General features: G+C 33.9%; 15 protein-coding genes. 3 read left to right on the forward strand and 12 right to left on the reverse strand.

Features of this window, described 5'->3' with window-relative positions; genetic code table 11:
• Positions 1-7: 7 nt before the first annotated feature.
• From QOX03_RS05355 to QOX03_RS05365, 3 genes are all read right to left on the reverse strand, one after another.
• Positions 8-1,072, reverse strand: coding sequence for a SagB/ThcOx family dehydrogenase (locus tag QOX03_RS05355; protein WP_283670324.1), 1,065 nt, complete (start codon positions 1,070-1,072; stop codon positions 8-10).
• Between the two features lie 694 nt (positions 1,073-1,766).
• On the reverse strand, positions 1,767-4,145 hold the full coding sequence (locus tag QOX03_RS05360) for a TonB-dependent receptor (protein WP_283670325.1): 2,379 nt from the start codon (positions 4,143-4,145) through the stop codon (positions 1,767-1,769).
• A gap of 74 nt (positions 4,146-4,219) precedes the next feature.
• Positions 4,220-4,846 carry a hypothetical protein gene (locus QOX03_RS05365; protein ID WP_283670326.1) on the reverse strand — a complete coding sequence of 209 codons (627 nt, stop codon included), beginning with the start codon at positions 4,844-4,846 and terminating at the stop codon, positions 4,220-4,222.
• A 247-nt stretch (positions 4,847-5,093) separates the two neighbouring features.
• Between QOX03_RS05365 and QOX03_RS05370 the strand changes: the two genes are divergently transcribed.
• Positions 5,094-5,849 carry a response regulator transcription factor gene (locus QOX03_RS05370; RefSeq protein WP_283670327.1) on the forward strand — a complete coding sequence of 252 codons (756 nt, stop codon included), beginning with the start codon at positions 5,094-5,096 and terminating at the stop codon, positions 5,847-5,849.
• Positions 5,850-5,852: 3 nt separating this feature from the next.
• Here the strand turns inward: QOX03_RS05370 and QOX03_RS05375 are convergent, their stop codons facing one another.
• The 3 genes from QOX03_RS05375 to QOX03_RS05385 form a co-directional block, all read right to left on the reverse strand.
• A complete protein-coding gene (locus QOX03_RS05375) occupies positions 5,853-6,608 on the reverse strand; it encodes a ThiF family adenylyltransferase (RefSeq protein ID WP_283670328.1) in 756 nt (251 codons plus the stop codon).
• Between the two features lie 534 nt (positions 6,609-7,142).
• Positions 7,143-10,499 carry a preprotein translocase subunit SecA gene (gene secA / locus QOX03_RS05380; protein WP_283670329.1) on the reverse strand — a complete coding sequence of 1,119 codons (3,357 nt, stop codon included), beginning with the start codon at positions 10,497-10,499 and terminating at the stop codon, positions 7,143-7,145.
• A gap of 91 nt (positions 10,500-10,590) precedes the next feature.
• Entirely contained in the window at positions 10,591-10,812 is a 222-nt protein-coding gene (locus tag QOX03_RS05385; RefSeq protein WP_119058459.1) for a DUF2795 domain-containing protein, read from the reverse strand.
• Positions 10,813-10,969: 157 nt separating this feature from the next.
• Here QOX03_RS05385 and recG point away from each other — a divergent pair, with 157 nt between their 5' ends.
• Complete coding sequence (recG, locus tag QOX03_RS05390) at positions 10,970-13,075, forward strand: ATP-dependent DNA helicase RecG (RefSeq protein WP_283670330.1); 2,106 nt, start codon at positions 10,970-10,972, stop codon at positions 13,073-13,075.
• Between the two features lie 38 nt (positions 13,076-13,113).
• Entirely contained in the window at positions 13,114-14,379 is a 1,266-nt protein-coding gene (locus QOX03_RS05395) for a DUF819 family protein (RefSeq protein WP_283670331.1), read from the forward strand.
• A gap of 105 nt (positions 14,380-14,484) precedes the next feature.
• Here QOX03_RS05395 and miaA read toward each other — a convergent pair whose 3' ends face one another.
• The 6 genes from miaA to QOX03_RS05425 form a co-directional block, all read right to left on the reverse strand.
• Positions 14,485-15,393 carry a tRNA (adenosine(37)-N6)-dimethylallyltransferase MiaA gene (miaA, locus tag QOX03_RS05400; RefSeq protein ID WP_283670332.1) on the reverse strand — a complete coding sequence of 303 codons (909 nt, stop codon included), beginning with the start codon at positions 15,391-15,393 and terminating at the stop codon, positions 14,485-14,487.
• 71 nt (positions 15,394-15,464) lie between these two features.
• Positions 15,465-16,100 carry a carbonate dehydratase gene (gene can / locus QOX03_RS05405; RefSeq protein ID WP_119058593.1) on the reverse strand — a complete coding sequence of 212 codons (636 nt, stop codon included), beginning with the start codon at positions 16,098-16,100 and terminating at the stop codon, positions 15,465-15,467.
• 196 nt (positions 16,101-16,296) lie between these two features.
• Entirely contained in the window at positions 16,297-16,632 is a 336-nt protein-coding gene (locus tag QOX03_RS05410; protein ID WP_283670333.1) for a YkvA family protein, read from the reverse strand.
• Between the two features lie 76 nt (positions 16,633-16,708).
• Complete coding sequence (locus QOX03_RS05415) at positions 16,709-17,200, reverse strand: TlpA family protein disulfide reductase (protein WP_165846453.1); 492 nt, start codon at positions 17,198-17,200, stop codon at positions 16,709-16,711.
• On the reverse strand, positions 17,197-17,766 hold the full coding sequence (locus QOX03_RS05420; protein WP_283670334.1) for a thioredoxin family protein: 570 nt from the start codon (positions 17,764-17,766) through the stop codon (positions 17,197-17,199). The genes QOX03_RS05415 and QOX03_RS05420 overlap by 4 nt, the downstream gene beginning before the upstream one ends.
• A gap of 337 nt (positions 17,767-18,103) precedes the next feature.
• Positions 18,104-19,153, reverse strand: coding sequence for a fibrobacter succinogenes major paralogous domain-containing protein (locus tag QOX03_RS05425; RefSeq protein ID WP_283670335.1), 1,050 nt, complete (start codon positions 19,151-19,153; stop codon positions 18,104-18,106).
• Positions 19,154-19,390: the final 237 nt, after the last annotated feature.

A 19,390-nucleotide genomic window follows, 5' to 3' on the forward strand; every position in this document is an offset into this window, starting at 1 on the left:
TTTGATATTAAAGAATGTTTTTTTTCTGTTTCTTCTCTTCTAATTTCTTTTTCATTGCTGTGTGCATATGAGAGAATTTTCCCTTACCATAAGCTGTGAAAAAAACGGGAATTTTACTAATGCCATCTAGTTTACAATGCTTTTCAATATCACTATCTTTAAACGCACCTGTAACCCAGGTATCCAATGAAATAGAAGTAGCAACTAATTGTGAAGTCTGAGAAAAATGCCCAGCCTCAAGAAACACAACCTTGTAATTTCTAGAAGTTTTATATTTCCAAGCTAAGACTTCCAGATTGGCTACATAAAATATCCCAAAGGAACAATCATTTCCAAAAAATTGTCCAGCCAAGCATTCCCTTAGATTTTGATAATTGAAGTGATTACTAACTTTACATATTGAATGAGTATTAGGTTCATACCAGTAGATACCATTTTCAATTCCTTCAACATTAAAAATTGCTATATATGGCTCAATGATTTGAAGGCAACCACCAGATGGACTACTTCTTCTTTTAAATGGTAAATAATCTTCTTCTTCACCATGAATATAGCCGAAAGTGTAATATAGTAAATTACTTAATTTATTTAATTCTGTTTTATTTTTTTCAAACTCTCTAATTGTTTTTCTTTTTTTTAGAGTATCATAAAGCTCCACTTCTATTTTATTAGGATTTGGTAACTTATGGACAGTGTCAAAGTCTTCTATGCTTCCTCTTTCAGGAAATTCTTTTTTCTGTACCCTTTCACAAATTTCTAGATAAGTACTAGCCCATTCTTCTTCTGTAGATTCCGACATACTAACAGAAGTGTCTTTGGTAATATTGTGAAAAATATGAGCGTAATAATTAAGGTAAGGAGTTTCTTTGTTATTCTTTAGTGTAAGAATATCAGTCTTTATAAAATCTTCTACAATACGTTCGAAATCAGTATTTTCAATTGATGATTTAGAATAATCAACAAGAGTTTTTAGATATTCTTTTCTGACAGAATACTCTTCTTTAGTTTTAAAGTTGTATATTAGCGGTTCATTATTTTTAAAGTATATAAAAAAGTTGTGTGAAATATTCATTTTATTTTTTTTAAAGGAAAAAAGAGGCTGAAGTTTACAACCTCTTTTTTCAGGTTATTGATTTATTTTAGCTCTAAATTAATTTGAGACTATTGCTTCTTGATTTGATAATGTTATAAGCAGATAACATTGATATCGAAGAAGTCAAGGTCTTTATCAACTTGCACTTGTTCCATTTTGATAGAATTTTGAGGTTATAAGTCTTGTTCTTTTGAGTCCTTGGACTATTTACGGACTATGGTACTTCTTAACTTGATAATGTTATAAGCAGATAACATTGATATCGAAGAAGTCAAGGTCTTTATCAACTTGTACTTGTTCCATTTTGATAGAATTTTGAGGTTATAAGTCTTGTTCTTTTGAGTCCTTGGACTATTTACGGACTATGGTACTTCTTAACTTGATAATGTTATAAGCAGATAACATTGATATCGAAGAAGTCAAGGTCTTTATCAACTTGTACTTGTTCCATTTTGATAGAATTTTGAGGTTATAAGTCTTGTTCTTTTGAGTCCTTGGACTATTTACGGACTATGGTACTTCTTAACTTGATAATGTTATAAGCAGATAACATTGATATCGAAGAAGTCAAGGTCTTTATCAACTTGCACTTGTTCCATTTTGATAGAATTTTGAGGTTATAAGTCTTGTTCTTTTGAGTCCTTGGACTATTTACGGACTGTTTTATAAGAAATTAATCTAGTCTTTTTACTTCATCTTTGTTTCCAAGTTCTTTTTCTTTCACTCTAATCTTATCATTACCAAAATTATAACTTAATCCAAGAGTGAAATATCTATTATCATTATAAGTATTATAAACTTGTTTTATGCCGTTAGTGTAAGTGGTAAAATCAGGAGAGGAGGTCTTAAATACATCATTAAGTCTAGCTGTTAGTTGTAACTTTTTATCCATAAATTTCATTCTTAGACCTAAATCTAGCTTCCAAGCAGGTGATGTTTCAAAGAGAAACTCATGCCCTCTTGACTGTGCTGTAAAAGATGACTCTAAAAGAAATGTCTTATCCTGATTTAGAGAAAAAACTTGATTACTATATAGTTGTAACTTCCATCCATTAAAAATTCTATTAGTTCCTACATCAATACTTGTTTTAGTATTCTGATAAAATCCTGAAATAATATTTGTAGTATTCCACCAGCTAAATGGATTGTACAAAATTGTCTGTGTAGCACCAAAAATCTGTAAATTACCCACATTTTGGAATGTATAATATTGTTGATTTTTACTTACATTTATTCTCGGAACTTGACTTGCAACATCTTGAATGTAACTATAAAACAATTCTGTAATAAAGGCTCTTTTATATATATATTTAAATCTTATTTCGTTTGAAAAACTTGGTTGTAAACTAGGATTCCCTTCCACATAGGAGTTAGCATTGGTATAGAACTTAAATGGATTTAACCTTGAAAAACTTGGCCTACTGATACGTCTATTCAAAGACAAGTTGAACATATTATTTCTATCCTTAGTATAAGACAAATATAGAGTTGGGAATAATTGCACATATTTTTTTCGATCAACTTGACTTAAGTTTTTTGAAATCCCCTCAGTTTGAGTGAATTCTGAACGTAACCCTAATTTAGCTTGTAAACTTTCACTGAAATTTTTAGATATATCCAAATATAATGCTTGAATATCTTCTATATATTTGAATACATTACTTTTATTTTGAGAAAATACTGGCGATCCGTTACTCAAATCATAGAAATTTACATCATTATTAGTTTTTGTTCTAGCAATTTTACCTCCGTAAGAAAAGTTAGCGAATTTAGTTGGGTGCTGAAAATCTACTTTAGCGCTATAATTTTCAATATTTTGAACACCTGTATTATTAGTCATTTGAAATGATGTATGATTACCCAATTGTTCACTAGTAAACTCTCGATCCTTAGTGTTCTTATAATTGAAATAATCTAAATCAATAAACATTTCCCTACCTAAAGTATCTAGTTTTTGCGAATAATGCACATTTAGAATGTTATTTACATTTTTCTGTTTCATATTCCCATTATTTACTATCTTTCCTAGTAAAATATTGCTATCACTAGTAATGTAAGTTGTACTATTTTCAATCGAATTAGGTTTTTTATATTCTCCAGAGTAGAAGAGACCTATCACTGACCTTTCATTTATTTGATAATCAACGCCTAATTTTCCTGAAACATAGTCTACCGAATGTTTTGTTTTTATCGTATCCCTCCAAACTTGATCTGGGTAGTGAATGTTCATTTTAGCAAGACTCTGCTCATTTCCTTTTTTGCCATCTAGTGATGCAAAAACTTTCCATTTTTGGTGACTGTAGTTAAATGTATTCCCTAACTTAATAGCTGGATATGTTGTTTGTACATATGAAGCTCTAATCTGATTATTCCAAGAATTTTCTTTTGGTTTTTTCAAAACAATATTGATAAGTCCGCCATTTCCTTCTGCTTCATACTTTGCTGGTGGAGTGGTAATTACTTCGATATTCTTAATGTCATCAGAAGAAAAACTATTCAGGTAACTCACCAATTCTTCTCCAGAGAGTTGTACTATTCTATCATTAATCAAAACCCTAGCTCCTGATTTACCTATAATATTTATGCTATTATTATTAACTTGAACACTTGGAGTAACTTTAAGCAAATCTAAAGCACTACCATTGCTAGAAGAGACAGAGTTTTCAACGTTAAATACTAGCCTGTCAACTTTTTGGTCAATCATTCTTTTTCTTGCTACAATCACAATTTCTTTTAACTCTGTAGCCTCTTCTTTCAAAACTATAGTTCCGAGTTCAAATGTGTTAGGCTTAATTATCTGAGTTTCGAACCCTATGAAACTTATTTCTATATGATCTACAGATGCATTATTTACTATTTCTAGTTTAAAATCACCATTATTGTCAGTAATAACCCCTTCAATAATGCTATTATTATCATCCATAGCTAAAACATCCGCATATGAAATTGGAGTTTGTCGTTCATCAACTATCTTCCCCTTGTAAGTTACACTTTGGGAAAAAACCACAGTACTAAACATTAGCACCAAAAAATTTAAAAATACATTTCTCATAATTTACAAAATTATCATGTTTTATTTGAATAATAATTACACAAAAGTGTAGTTTACTGATTTAATCGCAAAAACTACACTTTTGTGTAGGTTCCTATTTTCGAGGAGTTGCTAACCAATTCAAATGATAGAAGGTGCTTATTTTTATTATAGAAATTAATCAGTCCTTCATACATTATACATATTGGTGTCGTTAAAGATCCCAAGCATTTTTTAGACCTTCCTAACCTAATTATCTCAATATTTAATCTCTCTAGAACTCTTAATAGCTTATTATCACACTCTGCAAAAACAACAGATTTAGTATCTTTACATATATCAACGAAAGCGTTTACTAGTATTTTTTTCAATGATCTTAGATTGCTACACTTTTTATTAATAGCTAATCTTCCGATATGCCAAATTGAATTATAGTGATCTATATTGACAATTTCTAGAGGATTTATTCCAAATAGAGACTGTATAGGTAATTCATCTATACAATTCCACTTCAACACCCTAACACCGCTAACTATGTTTTGATCATCATTTTTATTTACATATATCTTAGCATTGTCGAAAAACATGCTTTCCATTTCATTAATAGATTTAATATTTGAAAAGAAATTTGTATCATATAGCCCAGCAGTATGATGTTTGTAATTCTCAATTACTACAAATTTTACAAAGTCTGATAATTCATTTTTAGATAACAAATACATAGTATTACCAATTTATACATGTAAACTAATTCTCTTTTTATTGACAATTCAAAGTTATAATTTCTAATCTTAGAATTAGCTACACAAAAGTGTAGTAATTATTTGATATACAGAAAACTACACAAAAGTGTAGTTCTATTTTTTAGATATATATAGATGATGAAAAGTAAAAAAATAATTTTATGTCTCTTTTTTTTAACATTTTTTTCCTATATTCGGAAATAAAAATTAACCACTTGTTTAGATTATGGATAACAATCCTTTTTTCTTTGATAAAAACACTGTTAATAAACTTTCTGAGAAGGAATTGAAACAAACATATAATTATTTGGCTACTATAGAAGCATTTTCTAGAGTTACTTACAGTAGTGTTTATATTATAGACTACCAGAAACAAGGGTTTGACTTTGTTTCTCATAATCCGCTATTTTTATGCGGTCATAGTCCTGAAGAGGTTCAAGAAATGGGGTATGCCTTTTACTTCAAACATGTTCCTAAAGAAGATTTGGAACTTTTATTGAAAGTAAATACAGCAGGATTTGAATTTTTTCATAGAATTCCCTTAGAGGAAAGACTCTTACACTTTCTTTCTTATGATTTTCACCTTAAAAATGATGAAGGAAAAACTATATTAGTTAATCAAAAAATCACTCCGATATATTTAACATCCGAAGGGAAGATTTGGAAGGCAATGTGTCTAGTTACAATCTCAGAAAAGAAAAAATCTGGAAATATCACTCTATATAAAAAAGGGGAAAATATGAAATTAGTTTATAATGTTGAGAGTGATTCTTGGAAAGAAGAAGAAAGAATAAAACTTTCCGAAAGAGAAAAAGAGATATTAATTTATTCAGCTAGAGGTTTTTCTATTGCCCAAATAGCTGAAACAATTTTTGTCTCAGCAGATACGGTGAAATTCCATAGAAAAAAAATGTTTGAAAAACTAGAAGTTTCTAATATTTCTGAAGCTATATTTTTTGCAACTAATAACAGGTTGATATAAGGACTATTCATTTTTGATAGTGGATAAATAAAATCTTGGAAACACTTTTACTTCTCGGTTTGTTGCTATTCTGAAGATAAGGTCTGTACACATTGAGGCTACTAGCCAAGATGCTACAGAAAGTTGTGGTGGAGGCAGTGTATTATCTTCTTCTTTATATTTTTCAATAATCTCTTCAATCCAAACTTGAGGTGAATTCCAAAACCTCATATAGCTCGTAGAGTACTCTACAACCTTTAATTCATTTAATGGTTTATCATTTTTATTAATTATATCTAACATAAAACCTTTTGGAGATATAATTGCAACTAATCCACCCCAACCGAGGTTATAAGGATGTAAAATTGGAATATTTTTCTCTTGACATATTTTATCAAAAAACTGAGGTACCTCAGAAGTAATATCTATGGCATTTACTGCAATTTTATTATTACCTATAATAGACTCTATATTATCCATATCTATAAATAGATTATGGGACTTTATCTCAGCATCGGGATTAATACTTAGGAGTCTCCTTTTAATAGCTTCAGCCTTATTACTCCCAATATCATCCATCAAATAATTCTGACGGTTTAAGTTGGAAAGTTCCACAGAGTCACCATCTACTATATTTATATGTTCGAACCCTAGTCTAAGAGCACATTCAGCTATTACGCTACCGATACCACTACCAGCTATAAGTATTGGTATGTTTTTTATAAGCTTCTGCTCTTCAGAGTTTATATATATTCTATTTCTACTGTATCTTAAATCCATAGTATTTGTGTATTTATTTTATGGTATAAATATATTATTAAATGTAATATTTAACGCTACACAAAAGTGTAGTTTTGTTCGTGAACAAAATAAATGAGAAAGTATAAATCTGAAGCATTAATTACAATTATATTTTTTCAACATAAAGAGAAAATAAAATTCAAACATCAAGCAATATAAAAGCAATAATGCTATAGTATAGAATGTACTATCGGATTTTAATTATAAAATTAATTTTTTTTAAAAAAAATAATACACAAATAACTGATAATAAGTTTAAAATAAATTCTATAAAAAATACCTTCAACTGATGCTTGAAGGTATTTTTTTTAAGGCTTAAAAAATTTTGCAGATGGTTGATGAGCTCTTAAAAACATATCTCCGTAGAAAGAGAATTTTACAACTCATGCCCCCGATTAATTTTCAGATAATTTCATTAGAGAAATTTATTCTTTTTTTAGTATTCTAATCCTTAGGGAATCAAAAAAAGTCTTTTCTGTGATTTTTTTCTAAGCCTTAAAATTTTTTATATAATTATTCATTATCCATAACCCATTCGCCAGAATCAATCAGTGGCTCTGCTTTTTTGTATTTAACTTCCTCTACTTGATTGGTTTGTACGTTTCTTATACGTACCACTTCATTTCGACCAATTTTCATCACGTAGCGAGGCTGAATTTGCTGTGGTTCAGGCTGCTGCTGACGGTCTGCCACTTGCTGTTGCTGCTGTTGTGCTTCACTCATGTCCTCTCCCCTGCTCATCTGCATTTTCTCTTCTCTTTCTTTTCTTGTACGCTGAATTTGCTCGGGGTCTGGTGCTGGTAATTCACCTTTGAATAAGAAAGAAACGACTTCTCTATTTATCGTATCAATCATATTTCGGAACATATAAAAAGATTCCTCTTTATAAACCACCAGTGGATCTTTTTGTTCATAAGTCACATTCTGAACCGAACGGCGAAGATCATCCATATCTCTCAAGTGTTCTTTCCAATGCTCGTCTATCAATGCTAAGGTGATGTTTTTTTCAAAATCTTTCATCAGTTTTTTACCATGAGAATGATACGCTTCTTCTAAATCAGTTATCACCATCAAGTTCTTGTTTCCATCTGAAAAAGGAATTTGAATTCGCTTAAAGTTCTGCCCATTGTTCTCAAAAACATTAGCAATGACTGGATAGGCTTTTTCTGCAGTAGTCTTGAATTTGATTTTATAATCTTCCATTGCTGCTTGAAAAACGGCTTCCACTAATTTATTTGTTTGTGTAGTTTTAAATTCCTCTTCACTCACGGGCGATTCCATAGTGAAGTAATTGATTAAGTCTAGCTTAAAGTCTTGAAACTTGCCACTAGCCTTGTGTTCTCCTACAATTGCGGCACTTGTATCATAAATCATATTGGCGATATCTGTATCCAATCTTTCTCCGTTGAGTGCATTACGCCTACGGGTATAGATGACCTCTCGCTGGCGGTTCATCACGTCATCGTATTCTAGTAATCTTTTTCTGATACCAAAGTTATTCTCTTCAACTTTTTTCTGCGCTCTTTCAATAGATTTAGAAACCATCGAATGTTGTAACACATCGCCTTCTTTATGCCCCATTCGATCCATTAATTTGGAGATTTTTTCGGAGCCAAACAAACGCATTAAGCTGTCTTCTAAAGAGACAAAGAATTGTGAACTCCCTGGGTCTCCTTGCCTTCCTGAGCGTCCTCTCAACTGTCTGTCTACTCGCCTGGAGTCATGTCTTTCTGTACCAATGATTGCTAAACCGCCCGCATCTTTTACTTCTTCTATTAATTTAATATCTGTACCTCGCCCTGCCATATTAGTTGCGATCGTGATTTTCCCTGGCTGGCCAGCTTGAGCCACTACGTCTGCTTCTTGCTTATGTAATTTTGCGTTCAAGACATTATGTGGGATTTTTCTCATTTGCAGTGAACGCGACAAAAATTCAGAAACTTCTACAGAGGTTGTACCCACCAATACTGGTCTTTTTTGTTCTTGAGACAGATGTAAAATTTCTTCTATCACCGCATTATATTTCTCCCGATTGGTTTTATAAATCAAATCTTGGCGGTCATCTCGTGCAATGGGGCGATTTGTAGGGATTGCAATCACGTCTAGTTTATAAATTTCCCAGAATTCACCAGCTTCAGTTTCTGCAGTCCCCGTCATTCCAGAAAGTTTATTGTACATTCTGAAGTAGTTTTGCAATGTAATTGTTGCAAAAGTTTGGGTTGCTGCTTCGATTTTCACATTTTCTTTTGCTTCTATCGCTTGATGCAAACCGTCAGAGTATCTTCGTCCATCCATGATTCGACCAGTTTGTTCATCCACGATTTTCACCTGATCTTCCATCACCACGTATTCTACATCTTTTTCAAACAAGGTATAAGCTTTCAAAAGTTGATTCATGGTATGAATCCGCTCTGATTTAATGGCAAAATCTCTGAAGAATTTTTCTTTTTCTTCATGCTCTTCTTCCTGCGAAAGATTTTTTTGTTCAATCTTCGCAATTTCTGTCGTAATATCTGGCAAAATAAAGAATGAAGGGTCAGAAGAACCTTGTGTTAATTTATCAATTCCTTTATCGGTAAGATTAATTTGATTGTTTTTTTCATCAATCGTGAAATACAAATGTTCATCAATTTTATGCATTTCTCGATTATTGTCTTGCATGTAATAAGCCTCTGTTTTTTGCAACTGAGTTCTTACCCCTTCTTCACTCAAAAATTTAATCAATGGTTTGTACTTGGGCAAGCCACGATACACTTTCATCAATTCAAAACCAGCTGCTTTTTTATCACCGTTTTTCCATATTTTTTTAGCGTCGTTCAGCGACTGTGAAAGTTCTTTTCGTTGTGCATTGACCAAGGTTTCAATATTTGGTTTAAGTTGATCAAATTCCTGTCTATCGCCTTGTGGAACTGGCCCTGAAATTATCAGCGGTGTTCTCGCATCATCTATCAAAACAGAATCCACCTCATCTATCACAGCATAATTTAGCTCCTGTTGCACCAATTTATCGGTAGAAGTCGCCATATTATCCCGCAAATAATCAAAACCAAACTCATTATTTGTTCCGTAGATAATATCTTTTTTATAAGCTTCTTTTCTTCCTTCAGAATTAGGTTGGTGATTATCTATACAATCCACGCTCAATCCATGGAATTCCATAAGAGGACCAATCCATGAAGCATCACGGCGTGCCAAGTAATCATTTACCGTAATCACATGAACCCCTCGCCCCGTCAACGCATTAAGATACAACGGCAACGTAGCTACCAACGTTTTACCTTCACCCGTTTGCATTTCAGCAATTTTACCTTGGTGCAAAACTGTACCACCGATTAACTGAACATCGTAGTGAACCATATCCCATTCCACCGCCTTCCCAGCTGCATTCCAAGAGGTTTGCCATACAGCTTGGTCATCTCCTTTCAGGCTTACATAATCTTTCTTGCCTGAGAGTTGGCGATCAAACGGAGTTGCTTTAACTATAATTTGGTCTTCTTTATAAAATCTTTTAGCCGTTTCCTTCACTAAAGCATAGGCTTGTGGCAAAATTTCATTTAAGACACTTTCCTCAATTTTATATTTATCTTGATTGAGTTGGTCAATTTTATTGAAAATTTCATCTTTCTCGCTCACATTTTCAGATTCCTCAGCTTGGCGTTTCAACGCATTGATTTCATCCGTTTGCTTTTGAGTAGCTTCTTTTATTTTTGCTTTAAAAGAAGCTGTTTTTTCTCTTATTTCATCGATAGAAAGTTTTTCAATCTCCTTTTCTGCAGCTAAAATTTCATCAACTACTTTTCTAAGTTCTTTGACATCTTTCTCATTTTTATTGCCCAAAAAACCCTTTAATATCTTATCTAAAAATCCCATATAAAAATTATAATCTGTGGTCTATTCCCACAAAGGTAACATAAGTTAATTTAAAATTAAAAAAACCCTCGCCTTGAGGGTTCTTTTTTAATTAATATTCGTCTTCATTCCAGAGGAAGTCATCTTCTGCTGGGTAATCTGACCAAATTTCTTGAATGGCCTCATAGGATTCCCCTTCATCTTCAATTGACTGTAAATTTTCAACCACCTCCAAGGGTGCTCCTGTACGAATGGCGTAATCGATTAATTCGTCTTTCGTTGCCGGCCAAGGAGCGTCACTTAAATAAGATGCTAATTCTAATGTCCAGTACATAATATCTTCTATTCAATTTTCTGCAAAAATATAATTTCCTCCGCAATAAACAATTTTATTAAACCAAATATTTATCTTATTTTTTAAAGGCTTAAAAAATTCTATGTAGCTATTTCAAAATTTCTTGCTAACTTGGTGAATTAATTATTTTTGTGAAGTGAACAATCCGCTTTACACTCCTATCGATTACATTTCTGGCGTGGGGCCAGCACGTGCCGAGATTCTAAGAAATGAACTGAAAATTTCTCAACTTCGAAATTTGCTTTATCATTTCCCATTTCGGTATGTGGATAAGACGCAGTTTCATCGCATTGCTGAAATTAATTCTACTAGCACTGATTTACAAATAATTGGTAGGCTTCAAAATCTTAAAGAATTGGGCGAAGGAGGAAAAAAAAGACTCTCAGCTGAGCTAATCGACGCAACGGGACGTGTGGATTTAGTATGGTTTAAAACCAGCGATTGGCAAAAAAATAAAATTAAAGAATTGCTCAACCAGCACGTCATTTTATTTGGTAAGCCGCAGCTATTCAATCAGAAAATCAGTTTTACTCATCCTGAATTGAAACTTTTTAACCCTAAAGAAAAATTGGAGGGAATATTGGAGCCCGTTTACCCTTCCACCGAAAAAATTCAGAAAAAAGGGATTTCTACACGAGTTTGGCAAAAAATCATGACCGAGGCTCTAAATCTAGCGCGTGGCTACATTCGGGAAAATTTATCTCATTCCATTTTAAAGAATTATAATTTAATCAAAAGAGAAACAGCTTTTGAGTGGATTCATTTTCCGCCTGACATTCATTCGCTTGAGCAGGCTCGCCGACGACTAAAATTTGAAGAGTTTTTCTTTCTACATCTTTCTCTGCTTGTGCAGAAAATCATCGGTAAAAGAAATTATCGCTCACATGCTTTTCTAGAAATTGGTGATTATTTCAATACGTTTTATCATAAGCATTTGGATTTTGAATTAACTTCTGCACAGAAGAGAGTAATAAAAGAAATTCGCTCTGACTTAGGTAAAGAGCAGCAAATGAATCGCTTACTACAAGGCGACGTAGGTAGTGGGAAAACGATTGTAGCTTTTCTCTGCATGCTAATGGCTGCCGACAACGGGTTTCAGTCGCTACTGATGGCTCCGACCGAAATTTTAGCGCAACAACACTTTGATGGCTTAAAAAATCAAGCTGATAAAATTGGGCTTAGCATTGCCTTATTAACGGGTTCTACATCGAGGAAAGAGCGAAAAATTATTCATGAAAATTTAGAAAATGGAGAACTTTCAATTTTGGTAGGAACACATGCTCTGATTGAAGAAAAAGTGAAATTCAAGAATTTGGGTTTAGCCATTGTTGATGAACAGCACCGATTTGGCGTGGCTCAACGGGCAAAATTATGGAGGAAAGGTAAAAAGCCTCCGCATATCTTAATCATGACAGCCACGCCAATCCCTAGGACTTTGGCGATGACATTGTATGGGGACTTAGATGTTTCTACTATTGATGAGCTTCCAGCAGGTCGTAAACCCATCAAAACTGTTCACCGAAAAGACCAAGACCGCCTAGCTGTATTTAACTTTATTGCTTCTGAAATTTCCAAAGGTCGGCAGGCATATATCGTCTATCCACTGATTCAGGAGTCAGATAAAATGGATTATAAAGATTTAATGGACGGATTTGAGAGCGTTTCTCGTTATTTCCCTCTACCCAAATATGCCGTGAGCATTGTACACGGGCAAATGCACCCTGATGCAAAAGAGCATGAGATGCAACGATTTGTAAATGGCGAAACAGACATCATGGTTGCTACAACGGTGATAGAAGTCGGGGTAAATGTTCCTAATGCCAGCATTATGGTAATTGAAAGTGCAGAGAAATTTGGTTTATCTCAACTGCACCAATTGCGAGGGCGCGTGGGGCGTGGTAGCGAGCAAAGTTATTGCATTTTGATGACAAAAGACCAGTTGAATGAAACGGCATTTCGGCGAATTTCTACAATGTGCGAAACCAATGATGGCTTCCGAATTTCTGAAGTAGATTTGGAATTGCGTGGCCCTGGGAACGTAATGGGCACACAACAAAGCGGGCTTTTGGAATTGAAAATAGCTGATTTAAATCAAGATAAAGAAATCTTCCTTGCTGCGCGTCTCGCTGCTGAAAAAGTTTTTGATTCAGACCCTCTACTGCAAAACAATGAAAATCAAAATATTAAATATTTTTTTGAAAAATATCATTTGAAAAAAATTGGCTGGGCTAATATTGGTTAAAAAATTTTATTTATTTTCAAAGCCTTAAAAAATTTTTGATGCAAGCTTATTTCACAAATGACGCTATCGTTTTAGGATTATTAATGGCCGTTTTAGCTATTATTTTTTATCTAGAATCGTCTAAAAAACCTTTTTGGGTTAAATTTTTCACTTATGTGCCTTCACTTTTGTTATGTTATTTCGTGCCAGCATTGCTCAAATGGCCTTTGGGCTTGGTAGATGGTGAAGTTTCACAATTATATTACGTTGCATCTCGCTATTTGCTACCCGCAGCATTAATTTTGTTATGTTTAGGAATTGATTTTAAAGGAATCATGCGGTTAGGCCCCAAAGCAATCATTATGTTTCTGGCAGGAACGATTGGAATAATTTTAGGAGGGCCAATTGCTCTTTTGGTTATAGAATATTTATTTCCTAGCTTGATTCCTAGCAATTTATCAGTAAATGAGCTTTGGCGAGGGATGTCTACAATTGCTGGAAGTTGGATTGGTGGTGGAGCTAACCAAACTGCCATGAAAGAAGTTTTTGAGGTTGCGGATAATATTTTTGGGATTATGATTGTGGTGGACGTGATTGTCGCAAATATATGGATGGGGTTCTTATTATACGGTGCAAATATTCGCGATAAAGCCAATCGATTATTAAAAGCTGACAATACAGCTATTTTGGATTTGGAAAAAAGGATGGAAGATTACAATGCATCGGTTAAAAAGATTCCTACAACGACAGAAGTTTTTATCTTGATGGCAGTCGCCTTCGGAGGAGTTGCGCTTGCGCACTGGGGCGCAGATATAATTACACCATTTATGGAAGAGCGAATTGAGAGTTTAAAAAATATGAATCTACAGTCTTTGGCGAGCGGATTCTTCTGGCTGGTGGTCATTGCTACAACTATTGGTCTAGCATTGTCTTTTACAAGTGCAAGAAAATTAGAAGGCGTAGGCGCTACGCGTTGGGGCTCCGTTTTTATTTACGTTTTAGTAGCAACGATAGGAATGAAAATGGATTTGGCTCAAATATTTGATAAAGACAATATCGGATTATTCCTAATTGGACTTACTTGGATGCTTGTGCATGTCATTATTCTTTTGCTTGTTGCCAAGATGATAAAGGCTCCATTTTTCTTTGTAGCGGTAGGCTCTCAAGCCAATGTAGGAGGAGCAGCAAGTGCACCTATTGTCGCATCTGCGTTCAACCCAAGTTTGGCATCAGTCGGAGTTTTAATGGCAGTATTGGGCTATGCACTTGGCACATACGGAGCCTTGATTTGCGCAATTTTGATGGAAATGGTTGCAACAGGATAATTTTAAATTATATCATAATGACAATCAAATGGTCTGATTTTGAGAAAATCAAAACGTCGTGTTATTGATGCCAGAACGTGCAGTGAAAAATGGTTCCAAAATAGGCTAAAATTGCATTTTTTTATTTAAATAATTAATTACCAATTCTTTATTTCTAAAATCAAACCATTGTACCAGATTATCTTTGCGATACCAAGTGAGTTGTCTTTTGGCAAATCTTCGAGTATTTTTTTTGATTTCTTCGATGGCAAAATTCAAGTCATATTCGCCTTCAAAATAAGCAAATAATTCTCGGTAACCGACAGTTTGTAAAGCATTTAAAGCTTTAAATCCATACAATTTTTTCACTTCTCCCAGCAAACCATTTTTCATCATCACGTCCACGCGCTGGTTAATTCGCTCATAAATCATTTCTCGTTCAGCGGTCAATCCGATTTTAATAACATCAAAATCTCGTGCTTTTTTCTTTTGATTTAAAAATGAAGAATAAGTCTTACCACTACCTCTGATTATTTCCAGTGCACGAATCACGCGCTGCGGATTATTTTCATCAATTTTTGAAAAATACATTGAATCTTTTTCAGCTAATTCTTTTTGCAATTTTTCAAGCCCAAATCTCGATAATTCTTGGTTCAGCCTAGTTCTAATCTCAGCAGGAATTTCTGGGAAATTATCCAAGCCTTGTGTCACTGCTTTTTCATACAATCCAGAGCCGCCGACCATGACTAGAATTTCTTTTTTCTCAAAATACTCTTGTATAAACTCCAACGCTTCTCGCTCAAAATCACCTACAGAATAATCTTTTACAATCGAAATGTGTTGGATGAAATGATGCTTGATTGCGGCTAACTCTTCCTGAGATGGTACAGCTGTCCCGATTTCCATTTCTTGGTAGAATTGGCGACTGTCTGATGAAATTATTTCGGCATCAAAATTCTGAGCAATATCAATAGCCAACTTCGTTTTTCCTATCGCTGTGGGGCCTACCACCACAATTAAAGTTCCTTTTCTCATTCCATTTACGAAAATAAAAAAAAAGGCTTGTGGTTTTTTTCAAGCCTTTAAAAATTTTTTATTATAAATTTTTAAATATTTAATTTATAGACATCTTCCAATTCTTCATCGTTATAGATATTTAACCCCAAGTCTTTAATTAAACCATCTTTGATATTATAAACCCAACCATGTAAACCCAGCTCTTGCTCATTTTTCCAAGCACTTTGTACAATACTGGTTTTAGCCAAATCATACACCTGCTCTTCCACATTCAGCTCCACAAATCTGTCCCATTTTTCTTCCTTATCTTTGATTTGCTCTAATTCAGCTTGATGCAGACGATAAACATCTTTAATGTGCCTGAGCCAATTATCTATAATCCCAACAGAATCTTTGCCCATTGCGGCTTTTACGCCACCGCAACCATAGTGTCCACAAACAATTATATGCTTGATTTTCAAACTATTCACAGCGTAATCTAATATTGAAAGCATATTCATATCGGTATGAACAATCATATTGGCAATGTTTCTGTGCACAAAAACTTCGCCTGGCTTGGCTCCGATGATTTGATTGGCAGGAACCCTGCTATCTGCACAGCCTATCCATAGCACAGGCGGCTGCTGCCCTTTAGATAAATCGCTGAAGAAATCAGGCGATTTATCTATCACACTTTTTACCCAGTTTTTATTATTTTCTAGTAATTGGTTATAAAATTTTTTCATTTTCTTATTATTTTTCAACTTTCTTTTGTAAAGCTTTGATTTCGCAACGGTGGAGATAGCGGCAGAGATAAAGTATTCAACCATTCAACGGAAGTGATCCCTGTTTTACTTATCAGTCTTTGATTTACGTTGCTCTCAACAATCGAAATTTATGATTTTTGTATCAAAAAATATTTTTTTTTAAGCCTTTAAAAATTTAATGCTGAAGAATAATTTTTTTCTGTTGATCTTCCCACGCCAAGAAATTTTCTATTTCAGCGTTAATTCGCTTCAACCCATAGCCTAAAATGAAAAAATCATCAAGTAGACCAAAAGGTCCTGCTACAATTTCAGGAATAAAATCCAATGGAGAAACTGCATACAAAGTCGCTACAACTCCTATAATGATGTTTATATTACTTTTGGGCTTGTACTCGCCTTTATAAATTAAAGGTATCATGCGAGACAATGCTTGTAATCGGCTTTTGATAAGGTTTGAGTCCATATCTTTTCTATTTCTCCAAATTTGGTATAATAATCTACTTCTACTCATTCAATATTTTTTTTGACAATCTATTGGTGTGAAATTCAAAAATTATTCCAAGCTGATTTTATTTTTAACTCAAACTTCATTTTTTTTGAATTAGGCTGTCGAGTAATTCATAAACATCTTTTTGGTTCCAATCCCTAGCGCCTCCTTTTTTTAATTCTACAGTTCCATTTTTACTGATAATCAAAGTCGTAGGCAAACTGGCAGGCTTAATTTTTGTCGGAATGACTGATTCCACCTGATGCGATGGAAAACTGAAACCTCCCTGCTCGAGATAATTTTTTGAATCTTCCACTGGTTCTTCTAAACTGATGAAAACAAATTTTATCTGGTCTTTGTAATGATGATAAAGTTGCTGTACCGATGGCATTTCTGCACGACACGGCGGGCACCAACTCGCCCAGTAATTGAGAAATATCACTTCCCCGTAGGCATCAGCTAAATTTGTGTGATTCCCAGCTAAATCAGTCAAAACTAAGTTTAAATCTTCTTTTGTCAATCGTATTTTTTCAGATTTTGTTCCACAACTGAAAAATAATAGCAACAAACTAAACAGAAATACTTTTCTCACCTCAACATCAATTCAATTAATTCATTTTCAATAGATTTACCTTTATCTTGATTGTACTTTTTTTGAATCTGAATTAGAAAATCACTTTTTGAAATCTCATCATTTTTATAAGCTTTCAGTATTTCATCAGCCCAAGCTGGCCGTGGCCCCCAGTGGAATTTTTCTTCGCCACTTTCATCTATTCCTATTACTATCGGGATCGATTGATTCCCGTTGGTCAAATATTCTTGCATCAAATCTGTGTTTTCATCTCTCAGCACGATTCTCGCTTCTATGAAATCACTTTGAGCGCAAATTCCTTCTATTATCGGCAAAATCTGTGCAGCATCTCCGCACCAACCTTCTGTAATTACAACTAAATAAATTAAATTTTTTAAGCCTTTAATTTTTTCAAGATTTTCTTCAGAAACTTCAAATTTCTTTTGCAAACGCTCTATTCTAGTTTTGTTTAGCTCATAATAAGGGTAAGTAGCTTCCTCTTTGTTTCCATTGGCAATCACCTCATCTATATGCTGATAATATTGCTGAAAACTCATTCCTTTATTGATATACTTTTTTAAATTCATTTGTTTTTAATTTTTACAATTGTTTAATAAGAAAAGCGAAAGAACCATCTGCACTAGAAAGTTCTCTTCATTAAATTTTGATATTTTGGGTTTAGCATAACTAAAAATAACTGCGGGTAAAAATAAGTATTTTTTTAGACATAAGTACTTAAAAACCAATTTTGCAAAGTTATTCGTTACATTCTTTATGCAAAACCTGAATTTGATTATTTTTTTTAAAGAAAAAAAACCTTGAAATCTAAACCCCTTAGCTTTTTTATAACAATTGAACTTAGGTAAAAAAAACAGGCGTGGTTTTATATAAAACCACGCCTGTTTTCTCTTTATACGCTACTTTTTAATTATCATCCTTAATACAACGCACGCTACGCCTGGTAGCTTGGTTGTAGCCGTTGTATACAGAGTGTTTATCACTACTGCTGAAGGAGAAGATATTAACGACGTAGTAATCGCCTTTGTCGTTAACAGAGCTAGTCCAGTAGGCCCCGACAGAACCCTTGTCGTCGTGCAGTGAACCATATATAAAGTATTGGTAGCCAGCAGCTGCAAGGTTTGGCAACTCATCCTGTGTCATTATTTTATTAACATCTTTTGAAACAAAGAGAAATTCTAACCACTCCTCCCAAGTCGGAACATGGTAACCAGACGGGCAAGGGTTATTAACTCCTCCTGCTTGCCACAACCTTAATTCTGAACCTGATGCATTTTTAGCATTCTCTACCCAGTTACTGTCTCCAATAATAAACTTCCCTGCTGAACTGTCTGCGTTTGTCCAACTTTTGGCTTTTTGTGTGGTAGTTGGTGAATCCTTAAACTCATGCCCATCACTCGCTCTCTGCCATTGGTATAATGAACCGTAAAGATTTTCGTCCTTGTGGATAGTTGCGCCTGTTTTTTTAACGGTAGGGTCAAAATGAGGACTATTTATGTTGGCGTATTCTGCACCAAGGTTGAGGTTGAGCCATGTTCTATTGTAGCCGTCTACGCTTACAGGTGTAGCACAATACACAAAATCATGCTTGCCGCTGATACCAAATAATTTATCAAAAACTATGTTTTCTGGTGCACATTGTTTGATTTTATTGATGATCTTATCTGCTTTGGTTGCCTGCTTACCGCGGATATAATTTATTTTCCCTTTATCTACTATTATATCCCATTTGAGGTCTGTGAGGCTTGTGCGCTTCACCTTTTGGTCTTCTTCATTCCAAACTAAAAGCCATTGGGTAGATTTTTCCTCCTCAACACCTTCTATGCGCAGGTCTCCTTTTTGGTCTTCTTTAGCACGAATATCTAATGTCGCCTCTGGAGTATCTGTGTTAATGCCCACCTGAGCGGTGGCTAAGACCGCTGGCAATACAACGAAAGAAAGTAATAATTTCTTCATTTGTTTTAATTTTTTTGGTTAATATTTTATTGATTTATTCTTTTCTTAATTAAATTTTTGCTGTTTTCTTGCTTCTTCATTTAGAAAGAGCCCCAACCCGTGAGGCTCTTCTTTTTGAAGAAATTACTACTTTCACACAGGTGAAAATAGAAAAACCGCACAAGATTTTCTTGCACGGCTTTGCGGTTCGCTCCCGAGGGGAAGCAAAAAATTATTATAAGTTGCTGATAATGAGTT

It is taken from the genome of Candidatus Ornithobacterium hominis (assembly GCF_951229915.1).
Classification (GTDB): domain Bacteria; phylum Bacteroidota; class Bacteroidia; order Flavobacteriales; family Weeksellaceae; genus Ornithobacterium; species Ornithobacterium hominis.

Excerpts from the sequence above, each read along its gene's own strand:
- QOX03_RS05395 (WP_283670331.1), top strand. The coding sequence starts at position 13,114 with ATGCAAGCTTATTTCACAAATGACGCTATCGTTTTAGGATTATTAATG.
- QOX03_RS05385 (WP_119058459.1), bottom strand. The coding sequence starts at position 10,812 with ATGTACTGGACATTAGAATTAGCATCTTATTTAAGTGACGCTCCTTGG.
- QOX03_RS05375 (WP_283670328.1), bottom strand. The coding sequence starts at position 6,608 with ATGGATTTAAGATACAGTAGAAATAGAATATATATAAACTCTGAAGAG.
- QOX03_RS05365 (WP_283670326.1), bottom strand. The coding sequence starts at position 4,846 with ATGTATTTGTTATCTAAAAATGAATTATCAGACTTTGTAAAATTTGTA.
- secA (WP_283670329.1), bottom strand. The coding sequence starts at position 10,499 with ATGGGATTTTTAGATAAGATATTAAAGGGTTTTTTGGGCAATAAAAAT.
- QOX03_RS05360 (WP_283670325.1), bottom strand. The coding sequence starts at position 4,145 with ATGAGAAATGTATTTTTAAATTTTTTGGTGCTAATGTTTAGTACTGTG.
- miaA (WP_283670332.1), bottom strand. The coding sequence starts at position 15,393 with ATGAGAAAAGGAACTTTAATTGTGGTGGTAGGCCCCACAGCGATAGGA.
- QOX03_RS05425 (WP_283670335.1), bottom strand. The coding sequence starts at position 19,153 with ATGAAGAAATTATTACTTTCTTTCGTTGTATTGCCAGCGGTCTTAGCC.
- QOX03_RS05410 (WP_283670333.1), bottom strand. The coding sequence starts at position 16,632 with ATGAGTAGAAGTAGATTATTATACCAAATTTGGAGAAATAGAAAAGAT.
- QOX03_RS05370 (WP_283670327.1), top strand. The coding sequence starts at position 5,094 with ATGGATAACAATCCTTTTTTCTTTGATAAAAACACTGTTAATAAACTT.
- can (WP_119058593.1), bottom strand. The coding sequence starts at position 16,100 with ATGAAAAAATTTTATAACCAATTACTAGAAAATAATAAAAACTGGGTA.
- QOX03_RS05355 (WP_283670324.1), bottom strand. The coding sequence starts at position 1,072 with ATGAATATTTCACACAACTTTTTTATATACTTTAAAAATAATGAACCG.
- QOX03_RS05420 (WP_283670334.1), bottom strand. The coding sequence starts at position 17,766 with ATGAATTTAAAAAAGTATATCAATAAAGGAATGAGTTTTCAGCAATAT.